The 19555-nt window shown below is 71.5% G+C and carries 5 protein-coding genes and 1 pseudogene; 4 read left to right on the top strand and 2 right to left on the bottom strand.

The annotated features are described in order from the left end of the window. Positions 1 to 22: 22 nt before the first annotated feature. A pseudogene (locus OO67_RS31615) lies at positions 23 to 11512 on the bottom strand (type I polyketide synthase); the annotation flags it as partial. Positions 11513 to 11811: 299 nt separating this feature from the next. Here OO67_RS31615 and OO67_RS31610 point away from each other — a divergent pair. From OO67_RS31610 to OO67_RS31595, 4 genes are all read left to right on the top strand, one after another. Continuing rightward, a complete protein-coding gene (locus OO67_RS31610; protein WP_244300373.1) occupies positions 11812 to 12492 on the top strand; it encodes a PIG-L deacetylase family protein in 681 nt (226 codons plus the stop codon). A 109-nt stretch (positions 12493 to 12601) separates the two neighbouring features. Beyond that, entirely contained in the window at positions 12602 to 13897 is a 1296-nt protein-coding gene (locus OO67_RS31605; protein WP_051710059.1) for a nucleotide sugar dehydrogenase, read from the top strand. Between the two features lie 22 nt (positions 13898 to 13919). Beyond that, positions 13920 to 14906: an NAD-dependent epimerase/dehydratase family protein gene (locus OO67_RS31600; protein ID WP_033305232.1), complete on the top strand. Its 987-nt coding sequence runs from the start codon at positions 13920 to 13922 to the stop codon at positions 14904 to 14906. A 673-nt stretch (positions 14907 to 15579) separates the two neighbouring features. Then, the gene (locus OO67_RS31595; RefSeq protein WP_033305231.1) at positions 15580 to 18483 is read left to right on the top strand and encodes a helix-turn-helix transcriptional regulator; all 2904 of its coding nucleotides are present in this window, start codon (positions 15580 to 15582) and stop codon (positions 18481 to 18483) included. 398 nt (positions 18484 to 18881) lie between these two features. Here OO67_RS31595 and OO67_RS31590 read toward each other — a convergent pair whose 3' ends face one another. Further along, complete coding sequence (locus tag OO67_RS31590; RefSeq protein ID WP_033305230.1) at positions 18882 to 19532, bottom strand: thymidine kinase; 651 nt, start codon at positions 19530 to 19532, stop codon at positions 18882 to 18884. Positions 19533 to 19555: the final 23 nt, after the last annotated feature.

Genomic DNA, 19555 nt, shown 5'->3' with positions numbered 1-19555 from the left:
CTTGTTGAACACGCGGGGGGACTCAGGCAAGTGAGCCGAGCCAGTTCTCGACGACTGCGGCCGTTGTCTCCGCACCCTGCTCGATGAGACTGAAGTGATCGCCGGGGACCGTCGTCACCGTGTTCGCCAGCGACCAGGTCGTCTGCCAGTCCTCCGAGGAGGACTCGTCGACCGCAGCCGCCCCGGCGTCGGCCGCAGCCGTCCCGGCGCCGGCCGCTGCCCCGTCCTCGGCGGCCTCGTCACCCACGGTGAACCGCTCGGCCGCCTTCACCAGGAGCGTCGGTGTCGCGAGCTCCTTGAGTTCGATGTCCGGGATCAGCGTCACGTACTGCGCCATGGCGCTCAGCGAGGTGGTGTTGCCGAGCTGGCCGTACGAGATCTCGCGGGTCAGGGCCCCGACCGCGACCTCGGCCGCGAAGTCCTGGAAGTCGGCGGACTGCTCGACCACGTAGGTGTCCAGCAGGGCGACTCCCACCGGCGGCCGCCCCTGCTCCTCGAGGAGTCCGGCGGTGGCGTAGGCGAGCAGCCCGCCGCCGGAGTGACCGAGCAGCGCGAACGGCTCGTCGCCGGCGATGTCCTTCACGGTCGCCGCGAGCACGTCGAGCACGGCGGGGACGGAGGCGGGCAACTGCTCGCCGGGGCCGAAGCCCGGCATCGGCAGGACCGTGATCGTCCGTGCCCCCTTGAAGGCGGAGACGAGCTTCGCGTACTGGTACGCGCCGCCCATCGCGGCCGGGGTGCACAGGCACACCAGGTGCGGCGCCTCGTCCCCCTCGGCCATCCGCACGGAGACCGGTGACCGCTCGATGTCCGCACTGGAGGTGAACTGCGAACGGGTTCTGGCCACCCAGCTCAGCAGCCCGAGCCCGTCCTGCACCTGTCCGGCACGCACCATGGCGCGGAACAGCTCCGGCACGGACTCGCCGGTACCCGGCGCGGACCCCTGCTCCCCGGCCTCCCCGGCGCTCCCGGAGGTCCGCGCAGCCCCGTCGGCCTGCCCGGCGTTCCGCGGGACGGCGCCGATCTCCGCCGCCATGTGCCGGGCGAGACCACCAGGCGTCTGGTGGTCGAAGGCGACCGTCGCCGACAGCCGCAGCCCGGTGGCCGAGTTGAGCCCGTTGCGCAGCTCCACCGCGGTCAGCGAGTCGAAGCCCGACTCCAGGAAGTGCCGCTCCGGATCGATCGTCTCGTTGTCGCCGTAGCCGAGCAGCGCGCCCGCGTGTTCGAGGACGAGCTCCTCCAGCGCCTTGTCCAGCTGCTCCGGCGTGAGACCCGTCAGGCGCCTTCGCAGGGCGTCGGCGTCGGACACCGTCGTACGCGAAGCAGCGCGCCGCACGGGCGCCACCAGTGAGCGGAACACGTGCGGCACGCCTTCCGTGCCGTTCGTCCCCGTTCCCGTCGCTCCGGCCCTCATCGGCACGAGCAGCGGCTCCTGCCGGGCGATAGCCGCGTCGAACAGCTCCGCGCCCTCCGCGTCGGACAGCGCCGCCATACCCTCCTGCGCGAGCTGCGCCTCGTCGGGCGTCGCGCCGGAGCCGCTCCCGCTGCCCGTCGCCGCCCACAGCCCCCAGGCGAGCGACTGCGCGGGCAGCCCCGCCGCGCGACGGTGTGCCGCGAGAGCGTCGAGGAAGGCGTTGGCAGCCGCGTAGTTGCCCTGGCCCATGTTGCCGAGCAGTCCGGCGACCGAGGAGAAGAGCACGAAGGCCGTCAGTTCGCGGTCCGCCGTCAGCTCGTGCAGATTCCAGGCCGCGTCCACCTTCGGCCGCAGCGCGGCGGTCACCTTCTCCTCGGTGAGCGAGGCGAGCGTCCCGTCGTCGACGACGGCGGCCAGGTGTACGACGGAGGTCAGCGGGTGCTCCGCCGGTACCGTGCCGAGCACGGCGGAGAGCGCCTCACGGTCGGCCGCGTCGCACGCGGCCAGCGTGACCTCGGCACCGAGGCCGGTCAGTTCCTCGACCAGCTCGGGCGCCTCGCCGCCGCGGCTGAGCAGCAGCAGACGCCGCACCCCGTGCGCCGTCACCAGGTGCCGGGTGAGCACCCGTCCGACCGCGCCCGTGGCGCCGGTGACCAGGGTGGTGCCTTCGGGGCCGAAGGCACCGCTGGGCTCACCTCCGTCGGCCGGGGGCCGGACGAGCCTGCCGCCGCGCACGGTGCCCCCGCGGATGACGGCCTGCGGCTCGCCCGAGGCGAGCAGCGCGGTGAGCGCCTCGTGCGAGGCGCCGCTCCCGTCGGTGTCCACGAGCACGAACCTGCCGGGATTCTCCGCCTGCGCCGAGCGCACGAGACCCCACACGGCGGCGCCCACGAGGTCGGTGACGTCCTCGCCGGGGAGCGCGACGGCGCCCCTGGTCATGACGGCCAGCGTGGAGCCGGCGAGGGCCTCCGCCCCCAGCCACGAGGTGAGCAGGTCCAGGGTGTCCCGGACGCCCGCACGTACGGCGTCCGGTCCCTGCGCGGTGGGGAGCGACGAGCAGTCGAACACGACGACGCCGGCCGTCGGCCGCCGCTCGCACAGGCCGTCCAGCCCGGTGTGCGCGGTGACGTCGAACCCCGCGGCACCGAGGCCCGCCGCGAGCGGGCCCGGCTCGGTGCCGAGGACCGCCCACTGTGCCCGCTGTCCCGCGGCCGTTCCGGATGCCGCCGCCGGCAGCCTGACCCAGTCCCAGCCGTACAGGGACTCGTGTCCCGCGGACACCACGGCGCCGATGTCGGGCACGGGACGCAGCACCAGGGACTCCACGGAGGCGACCGGCTGCCCCGCCTGATCGGTCAGCAGCACCGAGGCGGCGTCCGAACGGATGGGGGTCACCCGCACCCTGAGCTTGGTGGCGCCCGTGGCGTAGAGGTCGATGCCCGACCAGGAGTACGGCATGCCGGACTCGACCTCGATGCCCTCGCTGAGGGCGATCGTCTGAAGCGCGGCGTCCAGTGCCGCCGGGTGCAGTCCGAACTGCTCGGCGCTCTGGCTCGTCTCGGGGCCGAGACGTATCTCGGAGAACACCTCGTCGCCGAGGCGCCACGCGGCGCGCAGGCCACGGAAGGCCGGTCCGTAGCGGAACCCGGACTCCGCGAAGCCCTCGTACAGCCCTTCGACGTCGATGGGTTCGGCGCCGGGCGGGGGCCACTCGGTCAGCCCGGCCGGCTCCGGGGCGCTCTCCGGGACGAGCACACCGCTCGCGTGCCGGGTCCAGGGCGCGGCACCCGCGCCGGGCGAGGTGCGGTTCGGCCGCGCGTGCACGGTCACGGCCCGCGCACCCGCCCCGTCCGCCGGGCCGACCACCAACTGCACCTGTACCTTGCCCTGTCCGGGCAGCACCAACGGTGCCTCGATGGTGAGCTCGTCCAGCCGGGGGCATCCGGCCTCGTCGCCCGCGCTGATCGCCAGTTCGGCGAATCCCGCACCGGGGAAGAGGACCGTGTCGCCGTACGCGTGGTCGGCGAGCCACCTCTGGCTGTCGACCGATATCTGGCCGCTGAGCACCAGCTCTCCCGAGTCGGCGACTTCCACGGCCGCACCGAGCAAGGGGTGGTCGGTGACGTCCATGCCGGTCGGTCCCATGCCGCCCGACGCCCTGACGGCCGCCATGTCCACATCGGGCCAGTAGCGCCTGCGGCGGAAGGTGTACGGCGGCAGTTCGACCCGCCGTGCGCCCCGGGCCGCGAAGAGCCTGGGGGCCTCGACGCCCGAACCGTCGGCGTAGAGCTGTCCCGACGCGAGCCCCGCGGCCGTGACCTCCGGCGTGCCCTTGCGCTGCACCGGGACGACCACGGCACCGTCGACCGCTTCGGTCAGACAGGCCGAGGCCATGGCGGCCAGGGCGCCCTCGGTACCGAGGTCCACGTAGTGCGTGACGCCCTCGGCCTCCAGGCTGCGCACCCCGTCCATGAAGCGGACCCCGCGGCGGCAGTTGGCGATCCAGTGGTCGGGGTCGGCCAGGGTCTCGCCGTCGGCGAGCGCGCCCGTCACCGTCGAGACGAGTTTCGTGCGCGGCTCCGAGAACGTCAGCTCCTCGGCCACGTCGCGCAGGTCGTCGAGGAACTCCTCGGTCAGCGGCGAGTGCCCCGGGGCGGCGATGGGCAGGACCTTCGTCCTGCGGCCCATGCCCTTCCAGTGCTCGGCTATGACCCGTACCTGCTCGCTGTCGCCCGACACGACGAGGGACCTCGGGCTGTTGACGGCCGCGATGTCGGTTCCCTCGGTGAGCATCGGGCGGACCTCGGCCTCTTCGGCCTCGATGCCGACCATCACGCCGCTCGGCATGTCCTGGATCAGCTCGCTGCGGTTCGAGGTGAACTTGACGGCGTCCTGCAACGTGAGGACACCGGCGAAGTGGGCCGCGGCGATCTCGCCGCCGGAGTGGCCCAGCAGGAAGTCCGGACGCAGCTTCCAGAACTCCAGCAGCCGGGCGAGCGAGACCGCCATCGTGAACTGCGCGGCCTGCCCGAAGGCGACCTGCCCCAGCAACTGCGCGTTCACCGAGCCCGGTTCGGAGAACATCACGTCCCGCAACGGGCGGTCGAGATACGAGTCGAAGCACGCGCACAACTCGTCGAGGGCCTGCGCGAACGCCGGGAAGGCGGCGTACAGTTCACGCCCCATCCCGGGCCGCTGTGTGCCGTGCCCGGGGAAGAGGAACGCGATCTTCGCGCCGGACTTCGCCGTGCCCGTCACCACGCGCGAGGAGTCCTCCTCGGCGGCGAGCGCCGCGAGCGCCGCGAGCTGCTCCTCCCTGGTGTCGCCGACGACGGCGGCGCGGTGGGCGAACTGGGGCTGGCGCAGTGCCAGTGAGTATCCGATGTCGTCGGCGCCCAGCCCGGGGTTCTCCGCCAGGTGTGCGAGCAGCCGTCCGGCCTGCGCGGGCAGCGCCTCGGCCGTACGCGCGGTCAGCAGCCACGGCAGCACGCCCGCGGGCTCCGTCCCGGACTCGGCGCCGGCTCCGGCCTCCGGCCCGGACGCGGGGGCCGGCTCCGGCTCGGCACCGGGTCCCTGTTCGAGGATGGCGTGGGCGTTGGTGCCGCTGTAGCCGAACGAGGAGACGCCCACACGGCGGGGGCGGTCGTTCTGGGGCCACGGGATGGTCTCGCTGAGCAGCCGGACGTTGCCCGTCGTCCAGTCGACGTGCGGTGTCGGCTCGTCGGCGAAGCGGCTCATCGGCACTTCGCCGTGCCGCATCGCCTGGACCATCTTGATGACGCCCGCGACACCGGCCGCCGCCTGGGTGTGTCCCATGTTCGTCTTGACCGAGCCCAGCCACAGCGGCCTGTCCTCGGGGCGGTCCTGGCCGTACGTCGCGAGCAGCGCGTTGGCCTCGATGGGGTCGCCCAGGGTGGTACCCGTCCCGTGGCCCTCGACCGCGTCGACCTCGTGCGGCTGCAGCCCCGCGACGTCGAGTGCCTTGCGTATGACCCGTTCCTGCGAGGGGCCGTTCGGCGCCGTGGGCCCGTTGGAGGCGCCGTCGGAGTTGACCGCCGTGGCACGTACGAAGGCGAGGACCGGGTGGCCGTTGCGCTGCGCGTCGGAGAGACGTTCGAGGACGACCATGCCGACGCCCTCGCCCCAGCCGACACCGTCGGCGGAGGCGGAGTACGCCTTGCAGCGCCCGTCGGCGGCTATGCCGCCGCCGTACTGCGCGAAGGGCTCCAGCGAGGAGAGGGCCGTGACGCCGCCGGCGAGCGCGAGGTCGCAGTCACCGTTGCGCAGCGCCTGGCGGGCGAGGTGCAGCGCCACGAGGGACGAGGAGCACGCGGTGTCGACGGAGACCGCGGGGCCCTCGAAGCCGAAGGAGTACGCGATCCTTCCGGAGATCATGCTGCCGTGCCAGCCGGTGCCGATGTACTGGCTGTACTGCTCCAGCTCGCCCAGCGGTCCCGGGTCGTAGCCGCCGCCGCCCATCATTCCGGCGAAGACCCCGGTGGCGCTCTCCTTCAGCGACAGCGGGTTGATCCCCGCCGACTCCAGCGCCTCCCAGCAGATCTCCAGGAGCATCCGCTGCTCCGGGGCCATCATGATCGCCTCGTTCGGGCTGATCCCGAAGAACGCGGCGTCGAAGTCCGTGGCGTTCCCCACGAAGCCGCCCCGCGGGACGGTCCCGGCCCCGGCGAGCAGGCTGTGCCAGTAGTCCAGGTCCCAGGACCTGTCGGTGGGGAGCGGCGACGTCGCGTCGCGGCCCTCCGACACCAGCTGCCAGAGCTCCTCGGGGCTGTTGACGTCCCCGGGGTAGCGGCACGCCATGCTGACGATCACGATCGGGTCGTCGTCCGCCGCGGCCGTCACCGCGCGGGGCTGGTCCGGGTCGGCGTCGGCCCGCCCGAACAGCGTGTCGTGCAGGTGCGCCGCGAGTTCGGCCACCGTCGGGTAGTCGAAGACGACGGTGCTCGCGAGCTGCGCGCCCGTCGCGCCGCCCAGCTTGTTGCGCAGCTCGACCGCGGTGAGCGAGTCGAAGCCGAAGTCCCTGAACGCGCGGTCGGTGTCGATCAGTTCCGTCGAGCTGTGGCCCAGCACCTCCATCACGCTGCCGAGCACCACCTCCAGCAGCGCGGCGCGCCGTTCGCCCGCCGGGAGCTGCGCGAGGGCGCCGGGCACGGCGCCACCACTGCCCTCCGGCGTGCTCGCGGCCCGGCGTACGGACGGAACGACCCCCCGCAGCACGTCGGCCACCCTGTCGGGGGTCGCCCGCAGCGCCGTGATGTCCAGCTTCAGCGGCACGAGCACGGCCTCCTGCGCGGCGGTCGCCGCGTCCAGGAGTTCGAGGCCCTCCGCCACGGACAACGCGGGAAGACCCGACCTCATCGCGGAGGTCCCGGCGCCCGGCGCGCTGAGCGCCGCCGCCATCCCCTCGGACTGTGCCCACTGGCCCCAGGCGAGCGACTGGGCGGGCAGCCCGTGCGCGCGACGGTGCTGGGCGAGTGCGTCGAGGAAGGCGTTGGCCGCCGCGTAGTTCGCCTGGCCGGGCGCGCCGAGCACACCGGCCGCGGAGGAGAACAGCACGAAGGCCGTCAGCTCCGTGTCCTTCGTCAGTTCGTGCAGGTTCCACGCCGCGTCGGCCTTCGGGCGCAGCACGTTGTCCAGCCGCTCGGGCGTCAGCGAGGCGAACACGCCGTCGTCGAGCACACCGGCCGAGTGCACCACGGCGGTCACGGGGCGCGTCTCCAGCAGTTCGCGAGCCGCCTCGCGGTCCGCGAGGTCGCACGCCACCACCTCGGTCTCGGCGCCCAGTTCCGCCAGTTCGGCGACGAGCTCCGCGACCCCTTCGGCCTGCGGGCCGCGCCTGCTGACCAGCAGCAGCCGGCGTACGCCGTGCGCCCCGGCGAGGTGCCGTGCGACGACCCGGCCGAGCGCCCCGGTGCCGCCGGTCACGAGCACGTAGGCGTCCGCCTGCCGGTCCGCCGCGTCACCCGTGCCCTCGGCCCGGCCCGCCCGCGCGAGCCGCGGCAGCAGCGCCGTACCGCCGCGCACGGCGACGGACGACTCGTTCAGGCCCACGATGCGGGGCAGCAGGTCGAGCGCGTCGAGCTCCGCGTCGCCGTCGACCAGCAGGAGGCGTCCCGGTTCCTCGGACTGTGCCGATCGGATCAGGCCGTGCACGGCCGCGGCGCCGAGGTCGGCCACGTCCTCACCGGGCAGCGCCACGGCGCCGCTGGTGAGCACGACGAGCCGCGAGGTGCGGCAGCGCTCGTCGCGCAGCCAGCTCTGGACGTCGGCGAGCACACGGTGCGTCGCGAGCCGCGCCGCTTCCGCGTCGGTCCCGCCCGCGACCCGCAGTACGACGACGTCGGGTGCGGGGCCGGAGGCGTCGGCGCCTTCGAGCGACGCGAAGTCGACGACGTCGAGCCCTTCCGCCGGCTCGGGGAGCGCGGCGGGTGTCCACTCGACGCCGAACAGCGCGTCAGCGGCCACACCGGTCACCGGCCGTACCGCCGCGGCGAGCTGCTCCTCGGCGATCTCACGCAGCGTCAGCGCGGCCACGGAGGCGACCGGCTGCCCGGTCACGTCGGCGATGTCCAGGGCGACGTTCCTGCCGACCGGGCCGCCCCCGGCGGGCCGGACCCGGACGCGTACGGCGGAGGCCCCGGCGGCGAAGAACTCCACACCGGACCAGGCGTACGGGAGGGCCATCCCCTCGTCCTCGGTGGCCGCGAGCCCGATGGCGTGCAACGCGGCGTCGAACACCGCGGGATGCAGACCGAAGTCCTCGGCGGTGGCACGTGCGTTCTCGGGGAGGCTGACCTCCGCGTAGATCTCGTCACCGCTGCGCCAGGCCGCGCGCAGCCCCTGGAACATCGGCCCGTATCCGGAGCCGCGTGCTGCCAGCTCCTCGTACATCCCGTCGGTGTCCAGGCTCTCCGCACCCGCGGGCGGCCACACGGTCAGCACGGCGGGCGCCACAGCGCCCGCACGCCCCAGGAGGCCGGTGGCGTGCTGCGTCCACGGTGTGCCGTCGCCCCCTTCCTCCACCCGCGAGTACACGCTGACGGAGTGCGTGCCCGACGCGTCGGCCGGGCCGACCAGCACCTGGACGCGTACGGCACCCTGTTCGGGCAGGACGAGCGGTGCGTGCAGGGCCAGGTCGCGCAGGCCCGGGCTGCCGATCCGGCTGCCGGCGTGGACCGCCAGTTCGACGAAGGCGGTGCCCGGCAGCAGCACGGCGCCACCCACGGCGTGGTCACGCAGCCAGGAGTGCGTCGCGAGGGACAGCCGGCCCGAGAGCAGCAGCCCCTCGGAGTCGGCCAGTACGGTCGCGGCGCCCAGGAGCGGGTGACTGACCGGTTCCAGGCCGAGCGAGGACGGGTCCCCCCCGGCGGAGGAGGCCTCGAGCCAGTACCTCTCGCGCTGGAAGGCGTACGTCGGCAGTTCCACGGGCCGGGCCCCGCGGTTCTCGAACCACGTCTTCCAGTCCGGCGACGTGCCCCGGACGTGCAGCTGCGCCACCGCGGTGGCGCAGGACAGCTCCTCGGGCCTGTCCTTGCGCAGCAGCGGCACCACCAGGAGGTTGCTGTCGGAGGAGTCGGCCAGGCACTCCTGTGCCATGGCGGCGAGCACACCGCCGGGGCCGAGCTCCACGAAGCGGGTCGCGCCCTCGGCGCGCAACCCCTCGACCGCGTCACGGAACCGCACCGTCTGACGCATGTGCCGCACCCAGTAGTCCGGCGAACACAGGTCGTCGCCCGTGGCGAGCTCGCCGGTGACGGTGGAGACGACGGGGATGCGCGGCTGCTGGAAGTCCAGCCCGGCCGCGACCTCGCGGAACTCCGCGAGGACGGGCTCCATCAGCGGCGAGTGCGCGGCGTGGCTCACCCGGATCCGCTTGGTGCGGACACCCCTGCCGGCGAACACCTCGGCCACCGCGTTCACCTGGTCGGTCTCGCCCGAGACGACCACGGAACCGGGGCTGTTGACGGCCGCGATCCCCACGCCGTCGGTCAGCAGCGGACGTACCTCGTCCTCGGTCGCGTTGATCCCGACCATCGCCCCGCCCTCGGGCAGCCCCTGCATCAGCCGGCCGCGGGCGGCGACCAGCCTGGCCGCGTCGGGCAGGGACAGGACACCGGCGACGTGTGCCGCCGCCAGTTCGCCCGTGGAGTGCCCGGCGAGGAAGTCGGCGCGCAGGCCCATGGACTCCGCGAGCCGGAAGAGCGCGACCTCGATGGCGAACAGCGCGGCCTGCGCGTAGCCCACCCTGTCGAGCGCCTCGGCGTCGCCGTCGATCATCGCGCGCAGCGGCCGGTCCAGGTGCTTGTCCAGCTCGGCGCACACCTCGTCGTACGCGGCGGCGAAGGCGGGGTGCACGGCGGACAGTTCGCGGCCCATACCGAGGCGCTGCGCCCCACCACCGGGGAAGAGGAACGCGGTGGTCGACTCCCCTCTGGCCAGGCCGAGTTCGACGTTGGGCGCGTGCTCGCCCTCCGCGAGGGCGCGCAGTCCGCGCATCAGCTCGTCGCGGTCCGTGCCCGTGACGACGGCCCGGTGCTCCAGCGGCGAGCGGGTGGTGGCCAGCGCGCAGGCCACATCGAGCGGACGGTCCTGGGGCCGGTCCCTCAGGTACTCCGCGAGCCGCCCTGCCTGCGCGCGGAGGGCGTCACGGCTGCGGCCCGACAGTATCCAGGGCACGGGGCCCGCGGGCACGACCTCGCGGTCCGGCGCCCCGTCGGCGCCGTCCGGGAGCGCAGGGCTCCGGGGCGCCTCCTCGAGGATCACGTGCGCGTTGGTGCCGCTCAGGCCGAACGAGGAGACGCCCGCGCGGCGCGGGCGCCCGTTCGCCTTCCAGTCGACGGGCTCGGTCAGCAGCCTGACGGCGCCCTCCGACCAGTCGACGTGCCGGCTGGGCCGGTCCACGTACAGCGTCTTCGGCAGCAGGTCGTTGCGCATCGCCAGGACCATCTTCATGACGCCCGCCACGCCGGCGGCGCCCTGCGTGTGCCCCAGGTTGGACTTCACAGAGCCGAGCCACTGCGGCCGGTCCTCGGGGCGCTCCTTGCCGTACGTCGCGAGCAGCGCGTCGGCCTCGATGGGGTCGCCGAGTTCCGTGGAGGAGCCGTGGGCCTCGACCACGTCGATCTGTTCGGCGGAGAGGCGTGCGTTCTCGAGCGCCTGCCGGATGACGCGCTGCTGGGCGGGGCCGTTGGGCGCGGCGATGCCGTTGGAGGCGCCGTCCTGGTTGACGGCGCTGCCCCGGACGACGGCGAGCACGGGGTGACCGTTGCGGCGCGCGTCGGAGAGCCGTTCGAGCAGCAGCATGCCCGCGCCCTCGGACCAGGCGGTGCCGTCGGCGGACTCCGCGAAGGGGCGGCACCTGCCGTCGCGGGACAGGTTCCCGTCGATGCTGAACTCGACGAAGGTACGCGGCGAGGACATGACGGACACACCGCCGGCGAGCGCCAGCGGGCACTCGCCCTGGCGCAGTGCCTGGGCGGCGAGGTGCAGCGTCACGAGGGACGAGGAGCAGGCGGTGTCGACGGTGACGGCGGGGCCCTCGATCCCCAGGTGGTACGAGAGCCTGCCGGACAGCGGGCCCGAAGAGCCGTAACTGCCGGGGTAGTTGTGGTACATCGCTCCGGCGAAGACGCCGACGGGGGTGCCCTTGACCGAGTGGGGCGGCACACCGGCGCGTTCCAGCGCCTCCCAGGCGGTCTCCAGCAGCAGGCGCTGCTGGGGGTCCATGAGCAGCGCGTCACGGGGGCTGATGCCGAAGAAGTCGGCGTCGAAGTCGCCGGCGTCGTAGAGGAACCCGCCCTCGCGGACGTACGTCGCTCCGGGGCGCTCGCCCGTCGGGTCGTAGAGCCGCTCCAGGTCCCAGCCACGGTCGGTGGGGAACTCGCCGATGCCGTCCTCACCGGCGGCGAGCATGCGCCACAGGTCCTCGGGCGTCGCCACCCCGCCCGGGAAACGGCACGCCATTCCGATGATCGCGATCGGCTCCCGGCCGGCGTCCATGAGCCGCTTGTTCTGCTCGCGCAGCCGGTCGGTCTCCTTCAGTGACGCACGCAGCGCGCCGACCAGCCTGTCTTCAGACATACTCACTTAACCCTCACGTGTGTGCCGTCGCGCCGGAATCAAAGAGACTTTGCTGCCGCACCCATAGCGCAAGTTGGATTGCCGAGCCTGGCGTCACTTTACGAGCGGGGGAACGACGGGGGGAATGGTGACCCCACCCCTAACAAGCCCCGCAATATTCCGCGGGCCCCGTGCAGCACGAAGCGACTTCGCCCGTCGCGGCCCGGCCGATAGGGGTTGCCCCTCCATCTCGGGCGCTGGCACATTCGTGCCTTTCCAGTGGGCGGCCCACCGGGCTGCCGTCGAAGGCAGGGATCCCGATGGACAGAATGCCCGGCAAACTACTGATAGTGGTCGCACACGGCGATGACGAGACGCTCGGCGCCGGAGGGACGACAGCGAAGCTGACCGAGGCGGGAGTGCAGGTCAGCCTGCTGGTCCTGACGAACGACGACGGCTCGCGGTCCCAGCTGGGGCAGGGTGTCACAAATCGCGTTTCCGCGATCGAGAAGGCGGCGAAGATTCTCGGAATCGAGCGGCTGAGTATCCGGGAGTTCGGTGACAACAGGCTCGACGCCGAGAGCCAGCTCGAGCTGAACCGCATTGTGGAGCGCGAGGTGCGGGACTTCGGCCCTGACACCGTGTTCACGACAAGCATGAGCGACCTGAGCATGGACCACCAGCTCGTGAGCAGGGCTGTTCGTATCGCCGGCCGTCCTGGCAGGTCAGGGGTCCGTGAGATCCGCTGCTTCGAGACGCGGTCGGCTACCGACTGCGGAGAGGCCTCGGGCCTGCCGACGTTCGCTCCCAATTGCTGGGAGACGCTGGACGCCTCCCACCTCGAGCGCAAGATCGAGGCGCTGCGGGAGTACGGACAAGAGGTGGAGAACTGGCCGAGCCCGCGCAGCGAGCGGGGTGTGAGGGCGCTCGCCGAGTACCGGGGGTCCCAGGTCACGGTGGAGTTCGCGGAGGCCTTCGAGTTGATCAGGACCGTGCGATGACCAGGCCCGACAGCCGGGGCCAGTAGGGGCGGATAGGGGTAGGAAGCGACATGCCGCAGCTCGTAAGATCACCCATCAAAACATTCCGGCCAACGAAGTCGAGTAGATAATGGCGAAGCTGCTTACCGCAGGGGACGTCCCATTCAGCTCAGCGCGGCTTTCTTCTGTCGCAGTAATCGGCATGGGATATGTGGGACTGCCGACCGCACTCGGGTTGCACGCGGACGGAATCACAGTCCTCGGTATCGACCACGATCCCCATCGTCTCGAAGCGATCAGGAATCAGAATGTCGACCTGATCGAACCGGACCGCGAGCGCCTCGCCACGTCTTTGGGCCAGGACACTTTCGAGCTCACGACCGATGTCGCCAGGCTGGCCGAGGCGGACGCCGTCATGGTCTGCGTGCCCACCCCGGTCGACAGCCGTCTGCTGCCCGACCTCGGGCCGCTGAGCGACGCCTGCGAGAAGCTGGTGCAGTACGCACGCGCCGGCCAGACCTTCATCCTCACTTCGACGAGCTTCATCGGGACGACGGCCACCATGCTGGTCGAGCCGCTGACCGACCGTGGACTCACCGTCGGTACCGACGTCTTCGTCGCCTCCAGCCCCGAGCGCATCGACCCCGGCAACGTCCGCCACACGCAGCAGGAGACCCCGAGGGTGCTCGGCGGGGTCACGCCGCGGTGCACCGAGATGGCCGCCCGTGTGATCGAGGTGCTGGCCCTGAGGGCCCACCGGGTGGGATCGCCCGAGGTCGCGGAGATGACCAAGCTGTACGAGAACACCTTCCGGGCGGTCAACATAGCCCTCGCGAACGAGTTCGCCGACATCTGCGCGGACCTCACGCTCGACCCGATGGAGGTCATCGACGCGGCGAGCACCAAGCCGTACGGCTTCATGCCCTTCCATCCGGGGCCCGGCGTGGGCGGACACTGCATTCCCTGCGATCCGCACTACCTGCTGTGGCAGTTGCGCGAGACGCGCACCGCGGCACCGCTGGTGCGGCAGGCGATGAACGCGATCGCCGAGCGGCCCCGGAGGGTCGTGGAACGTGTCCAGGGCGTCCTGTCCGACAACGGCAGGGGAATGGCCGGCAGCAGGATCCTCGTCGTCGGCGTGGGCTACAAGCCCGGTGTGCAGGACGTGCGCTCCTCGCCCGCGCTGGAGATCATCGAGTTGTTCACACAGCGCGGCGCCAAGGTCGACTACTACGACCCGTTGATCCAACGCGTCGCGCTCGCAGACGGCACCGTCATGGAGAGCGCCGTGCACCCGGAGGGGTCCGACTGGGATGTGGCCCTCCTGCACACGGTGCAGCCGGACCACGACTACGCCTGGGTCATGGAGTGCCCCATGACCGTCGACGCCACCTACCGTTTCGACCCCGGTCCCGCACCGCGCTGACCGTCCGGGAAAGGACCCCCTCTTGCGCTGCCTGATCACCGGAGGTGCGGGCTTCATCGGCTCACACCTCACCGAGCACCTGCTGGGCCTGGGACACGAGGTCGTCGTCCTGGACGACTTCAGCACCGGGAGCGACCGCAACCTCGCGCCGTTCTCCGGCCACCCGGGGCTGCTGCGAGTCGTCCGGGGCTCCGTCTGCGACCGGGAGACGGTCGAGAGCTGCATGGAGGGCGTCGACGCGATCTACCATCTGGCCGCGGCGGTGGGTGTGTTCACCATCCTCGGCAACACGCTGGACTGTCTGCGCACCAACCTCCACGGCACCGAGACGGTGCTGGAGACGGCACGCGCGCACGGAGTCCCGATCCTGGTCGCCTCGACCAGCGAGATCTACGGGAAGAACACCGCCGACGGCCTCGCCGAGGACGCCGACCGTGTGCTCGGTTCTCCGCTCAAGAACCGCTGGTCGTACGCCGAGGCGAAGGCGCTGGACGAGACGCTCGCCTATCTCTACGGCGTGGAGTACGGCGTGAGCACGGTGATCGTCCGGCTGTTCAACACGGTGGGGCCCCGGCAGAGCGGGCAGTACGGCATGGTGGTTCCCCGCTTCGTGGGACAGGCCCTCGCCGGCGACCCGATCACCGTCTTCGGCGACGGCCAGCAGGTGCGGTGCTTCTGCCACGTCCACGACATCGTCCCCGCACTCGTCACGCTCCTCGAGGACGCGGACACCCACGGCACGGTCTACAACCTCGGCAACTCCGAACAGATCAGCATCATGTCGCTGGCGCACAAGGTCATCGAGGCGACGGGGTCGAGCAGTCAGGTGGTCAAGGTCCCCTACGAGCAGGCGTACGGGCCCGGCTTCGAGGACATGCAACGGCGCATCCCCGACTGCACCAAGGCGAGGGAGCGCATCGGATTCCGTCCGCGACGCACTCTCGACGACATCATCGCCGCGGTGGCCGCCGACATGACGCAACGGGGAAGCGAACAGCAGGCCACATGACGGCCACGCAGGACTGAACCGCGTCACTCGCGCCGGCCCGGCCGCGGTGTCCGCGCACACGCTCCGTCGCCGGCGCGCGCCCGGCCGCACCCCGGTGACCGGGCGACCGCGGGGCGTGTGCGGTGACAAGCCCCGGACGGGCGGCGCGCTTCCCGGCGGTCCACGGCGGCGGGCGGGGCACCGTTCAAGATGTGCAGCTGCACTACGCGCTCGTCGCCCACCACTGACCGGCCGGGGCGCGGCTTCCTCCCGGCCGATCCCCCGCGGCCGTGCGGCAGGCCGCGCCCCGGCCCCTTCCGCCGGCCGCCGCCCTCACGTCCGTGTGCCCTGACGCCCGTCACCCGTCGCGCCGCTTCTGCCGGCCCCTCCACATACACGAGCTTCCCCTTTCCGGAACAGCGGATTAACTGCGGGAAGCCCGCCTGCGCCGCCTTCCGCTTATCCCGAATCCGCGGCTTCCCGCCGTGGCCGTTCGACGTCCCGGCACCTGGAAGGACGCGGCCTCACAGTGCGTCACATGCCTCGGGTACAACCCCTCGCACCCCATCCGAATCATCTCCCAACTGGAGCACCACAGCGGCAGTCGGTCTGGTACCGTACCTGCGTGATTGAAGGTCACGAAACATTAAAATTCGTGATCCATCGTTCAATGCATGTACGGGGGTAGGTGTACATGAGACCCTTCGACGGTCGAAGACGACTGCTTGAACCAGAGGGCGCAGGATCGTTTTTGTGGAAGAGTTTCGAAGCCAGCGCAGCCGGAGCTGGGCGCCTGGTTGTCATAAGCGGTGGAGTCGGCAGCGGTAAGACGACACTGCAGAGCGAACTTCTCCACAACGCCGCTGGTGCGGGCGCCCTGACGCTGAGTGCGACTGCCGCACCGGACGAGCAAGAAATCAATGCCGCTGTACTCGATCAGCTCCTGGCCAATTCACCTTTGCCCATCGACATACCCAGTGGTCTCGGTACGGTTCCCTCGACGCAGTCGGCTTTCGAGCGGAATAGCGACTGGACTGCGGTTTCGAGATATACGCAGGCGGACACCCGAATCCCACGCGGTTTCTGCGACGCGTTCCTGGGCCTCGCGCGTGAACGCCCGCTCGTCATCACGGTCGACGATCTTCACTACGCCGACGACCTGTCACTGAAGCTGATCCTGCAGCTCCAGCTGAGAATCAGGTTCACCAGGATGATGGTGATCCTCAGTCAGCCGGACTGGCTCCCCCAGACCGCGAACATGCGGCTCAGCGCACGCTTCGCGCGCCAGCCGCACTTCCACTTCGTCCAGTTGCAGCCCATGTCCAGGCGGGCCATCGGCTCCGCGCTGAGCGAGTCGCTGGACGGTGCGCCCAGTCACGACCTCCCGGCGCAGCTCCACGCACTGGGCGGGGGCAATCCCCTGCTCACCACCGCACTCATCGACGACTACCTCGCCGGCGAACGCGACGGCCGCCCGGCGGTGGGCCCGGCATACGCCCGCGCCGTGCACGCGTTCCTCGACCGGCCCGACATCAAGCTCCTGGAAACGGCTTCCGCCGTGGCTGTGCTCGGCGACTACGGCGGCACCGAGATGGTGGCCAAGCTCACCGGGATCGACCCCGACGCGGTCCAGGGCATGATGGACGCGCTCGACCTCGCCGGACTGCTCGTCAGGGGAAAGGTCCAGCACCCCAGCACCAGGGCGGCGATCCTCGGCAGCCTCGCACCCGGGGCCCGCTCGACACTGCACAGCAAGGCCGCAGAGCTGAAGTACTGGAACGCCGCCACGCCGAACGAGGTGGCGTCACACCTCGTCGCCGCGGGTGAGACGCCCGCGGCGTGGGCGATCCCCGTCCTGCGCCATGCCGCGGGACAGGCCATGCTCAGCGACGACGTCCAGTTCGCCACCCAGTGCCTGGAGTTGGCGCTCTCCGGCTCGACGGACGAGGACGAACAGCGGGCCATCCGCCAGTCGCTCGTACACAACACCTGGCGGGTCAACCCCTCGGCCGTCTCGGCGTACGGCTCCTCGCTGCGCGAGGCCGCGTACGAGGGGACACTGGACGGGCCCGGTTGCTTCGCGCTGATGCGGCACGCCCTGTGGCACGGCGACCGGAAGACCTTCGTCCGCACCCACCAGGTGTTGAGCGCCCTGCCGACGTCCATCGACCCGCAGACCGAGGCGGAGCTGCACCTCGCGTACCAGTGGCACTTCGGCCCGGTCGTCGGCAAGGCGGAGCGCGGCGACTCCGGGACCCACGCCGGTTCCGCACTGTGGGACCGCACCGCGGCCGGGCTCATGCAGATCTGGCGCCGTGGCGGGGACAGGACCACCGATGCCAGCGCCGAGCGGATACTGCAGAACTGCCGTCTCAGTGACACCTCGCTGGAGGCTCTCGCCATGGCCATCATGGCACTGGCACGCAGTGGCAACAGCGAGCGCGCCGAGCGCTGGTGCCGGCAGCTCATCAGGGAGGCCGACCAGCGCGGCGCCGTGACCTGGCACGCGATGCTCGACGGCCTCAGGGCCAGCATCCTGCTGCAACGGGGCGAAGTGGCCGCCGCGGCCGAGCGGGCCCGCGCGTCCCTCGACATGCTCGGGGAGCACAACTGGGGCGTCTCGATCGCGCAGCCGCTCACCGTCCTGCTGCTTGCGGACATCGCCCGGGGCTCGTACGACGAGGCGGCCAAGGTGCTGCGCCGCCCCGTGCCCGAGGCGATGCTGGAAACGGTCGGCGGGCTCGGCTATCTACGCGCGTGCGGCCACTTCTACCTGGCGACGAAACGACCGCTCGCCGCGGTCAGCCAGTTCCAGAAGTGCCAGCAGCTGGTGCGGAAGTGGGACGCGACGGCGGCCTCCCTGGTGCCTTGGCGCAGCGACCTCGCGGAGGCGAACCTGCACCTCGGCAACACCGCGATGGCCCGCGACCTGGCGAAACAGCAGATCGATCTGTCCACCGACCACGACCCCTACGGCAGCGGTCTCGCCTTACGCGTACTCGCGCAGGCGAGCCCGCCCGCCGAGCGCTCCGCTCTGTTCGGCAGGGCGGCCGAGTGCTTCCAGTCCCTGGGCGACCAGCTGGAGTTGGACAGGACGGTCCGCATGGCCGACAAGGCGCTGCGGACCGGCACCGTCCCCCGGGGTGGCAGACACACCGACCAGCACTGGCTGCCTGAGCAACGGGGCCTGGCCGAGCAGCAGAAGCTGTCCGCCCGGGGCATTCCGGCGCAGGCTGTCGGCGTCGGTCAGGTGCAGGCCCAGTCCGTCCCCGCCCCGGCCCGGGGCTCGGCGGTCACACGCGCCGAACGGGCCGCGGTGCCCAGCGCCAAGCAGACGGAGGCACACGACGCAACGGTTCTCAGCGAGGCGGAGCAGCGGGTCGCGCAGCTCGCGGCACTCGACCACACCAACCGGCAGATCAGCAGCAGGCTGTTCATCACCGTCAGCACGGTCGAGCAGCATCTGACCCGCGCGTACAAGAAGCTGGGTATAAGCGGCCGGGGCACCCTGTCCAAGGAACTGTGGACGCGCTATCCGCAGCTCATGGCCAGTAACGGGAGTTCCCGCAGCGACCCCGGCGTCGGTAACGTCGCGTAGTCACCGCACCGCCGCCGTCCTGGACCCGCACGGCGCTCACCACGCGTACGGCGGGTGCGGAACCGCCCGTCCGTGAACCGCACCGCCGGCGTCGCTGCCGCTCCGGCCGGGAGCCACCCGGAGGAGACCGGCAGCACGTCCGGCGACAGTGCACCCGCACCCGCGTGTGCCGCGGCGCTCGTCGTGCGGCGGCGGTGGCGACGCCGGCACAGGACCTCGTAGCCGATGTCCGCAGCAGGCCGGTCGACATCGCCGACCACGACCTGCTCCCCCCTCGACCACCATCAGCGCCGGCAGCTCATCGTCGATGATTCACGGTCGCGTACCCGGCCCCTCACGAACGGACGAATCGTCCCGCCGTCCCACTCCGGCAGGACCGGTGTGACGGGGTCCGGGCCTCAGGCCGGGGCGACCGGCAGGACGTCCGGAGAGAGGATGCCGGCATGCGCAGCGGCGCTCGTCATGCGACGGCGGTGGTGACGCCGGCACAGCACCTCGTACCCGACCTCTGCGGCAGGGCCGTTCACATCACCGACGACGACCTGCTCACCTTCCACCACCATCTCACCACCCACCGTGCGGGCGTTGTGCGTGGCGCGCGCCCCGCACCAGCACATCGCCTCCACCTGGAGCGCCTCTATCCGGTCCGCCAACTCGATCAGCCGCTGCGAGCCCGGAAAGAGCCTGGCCCGGAAGTCGGTCGTGATACCGAAGGCGAAAACGTCGAGATTCAGGTCGTCCACGACCCGCGCCAACTGGTCGACCTGCTCCGACGCCAGGAACTGCGCCTCGTCCACGATCAGGTAGTCGACCCTGTCGCCCTGCGTCATTCGACCCACGACATAGGCGTACAGATCCATCCCGGGCGCCGCCTCGACAGCGTCCGTCACGAGACCGAGCCGGGAGGAGAGCTTTCCCTCTCCCGCCCGGTCGTCGCGCGTGAAGATCACGCCCTGTAGACCCCTTGCGGACCGATTGTGGATCCGCTGGAGAGCAAGTGTGCTCTTCCCGCAATCCATCGTCCCGGAGAAGAACACGAGCTCGGGCATGAGAAGAGGGGCGCCTTTCGGTG

The organism is Streptomyces atroolivaceus, assembly GCF_000717025.1.
Classification (GTDB): domain Bacteria; phylum Actinomycetota; class Actinomycetes; order Streptomycetales; family Streptomycetaceae; genus Streptomyces; species Streptomyces atroolivaceus.
Note: the sequence above shows the minus strand (reverse complement) of the source record. Positions and strands in the feature narration are given on the sequence as shown.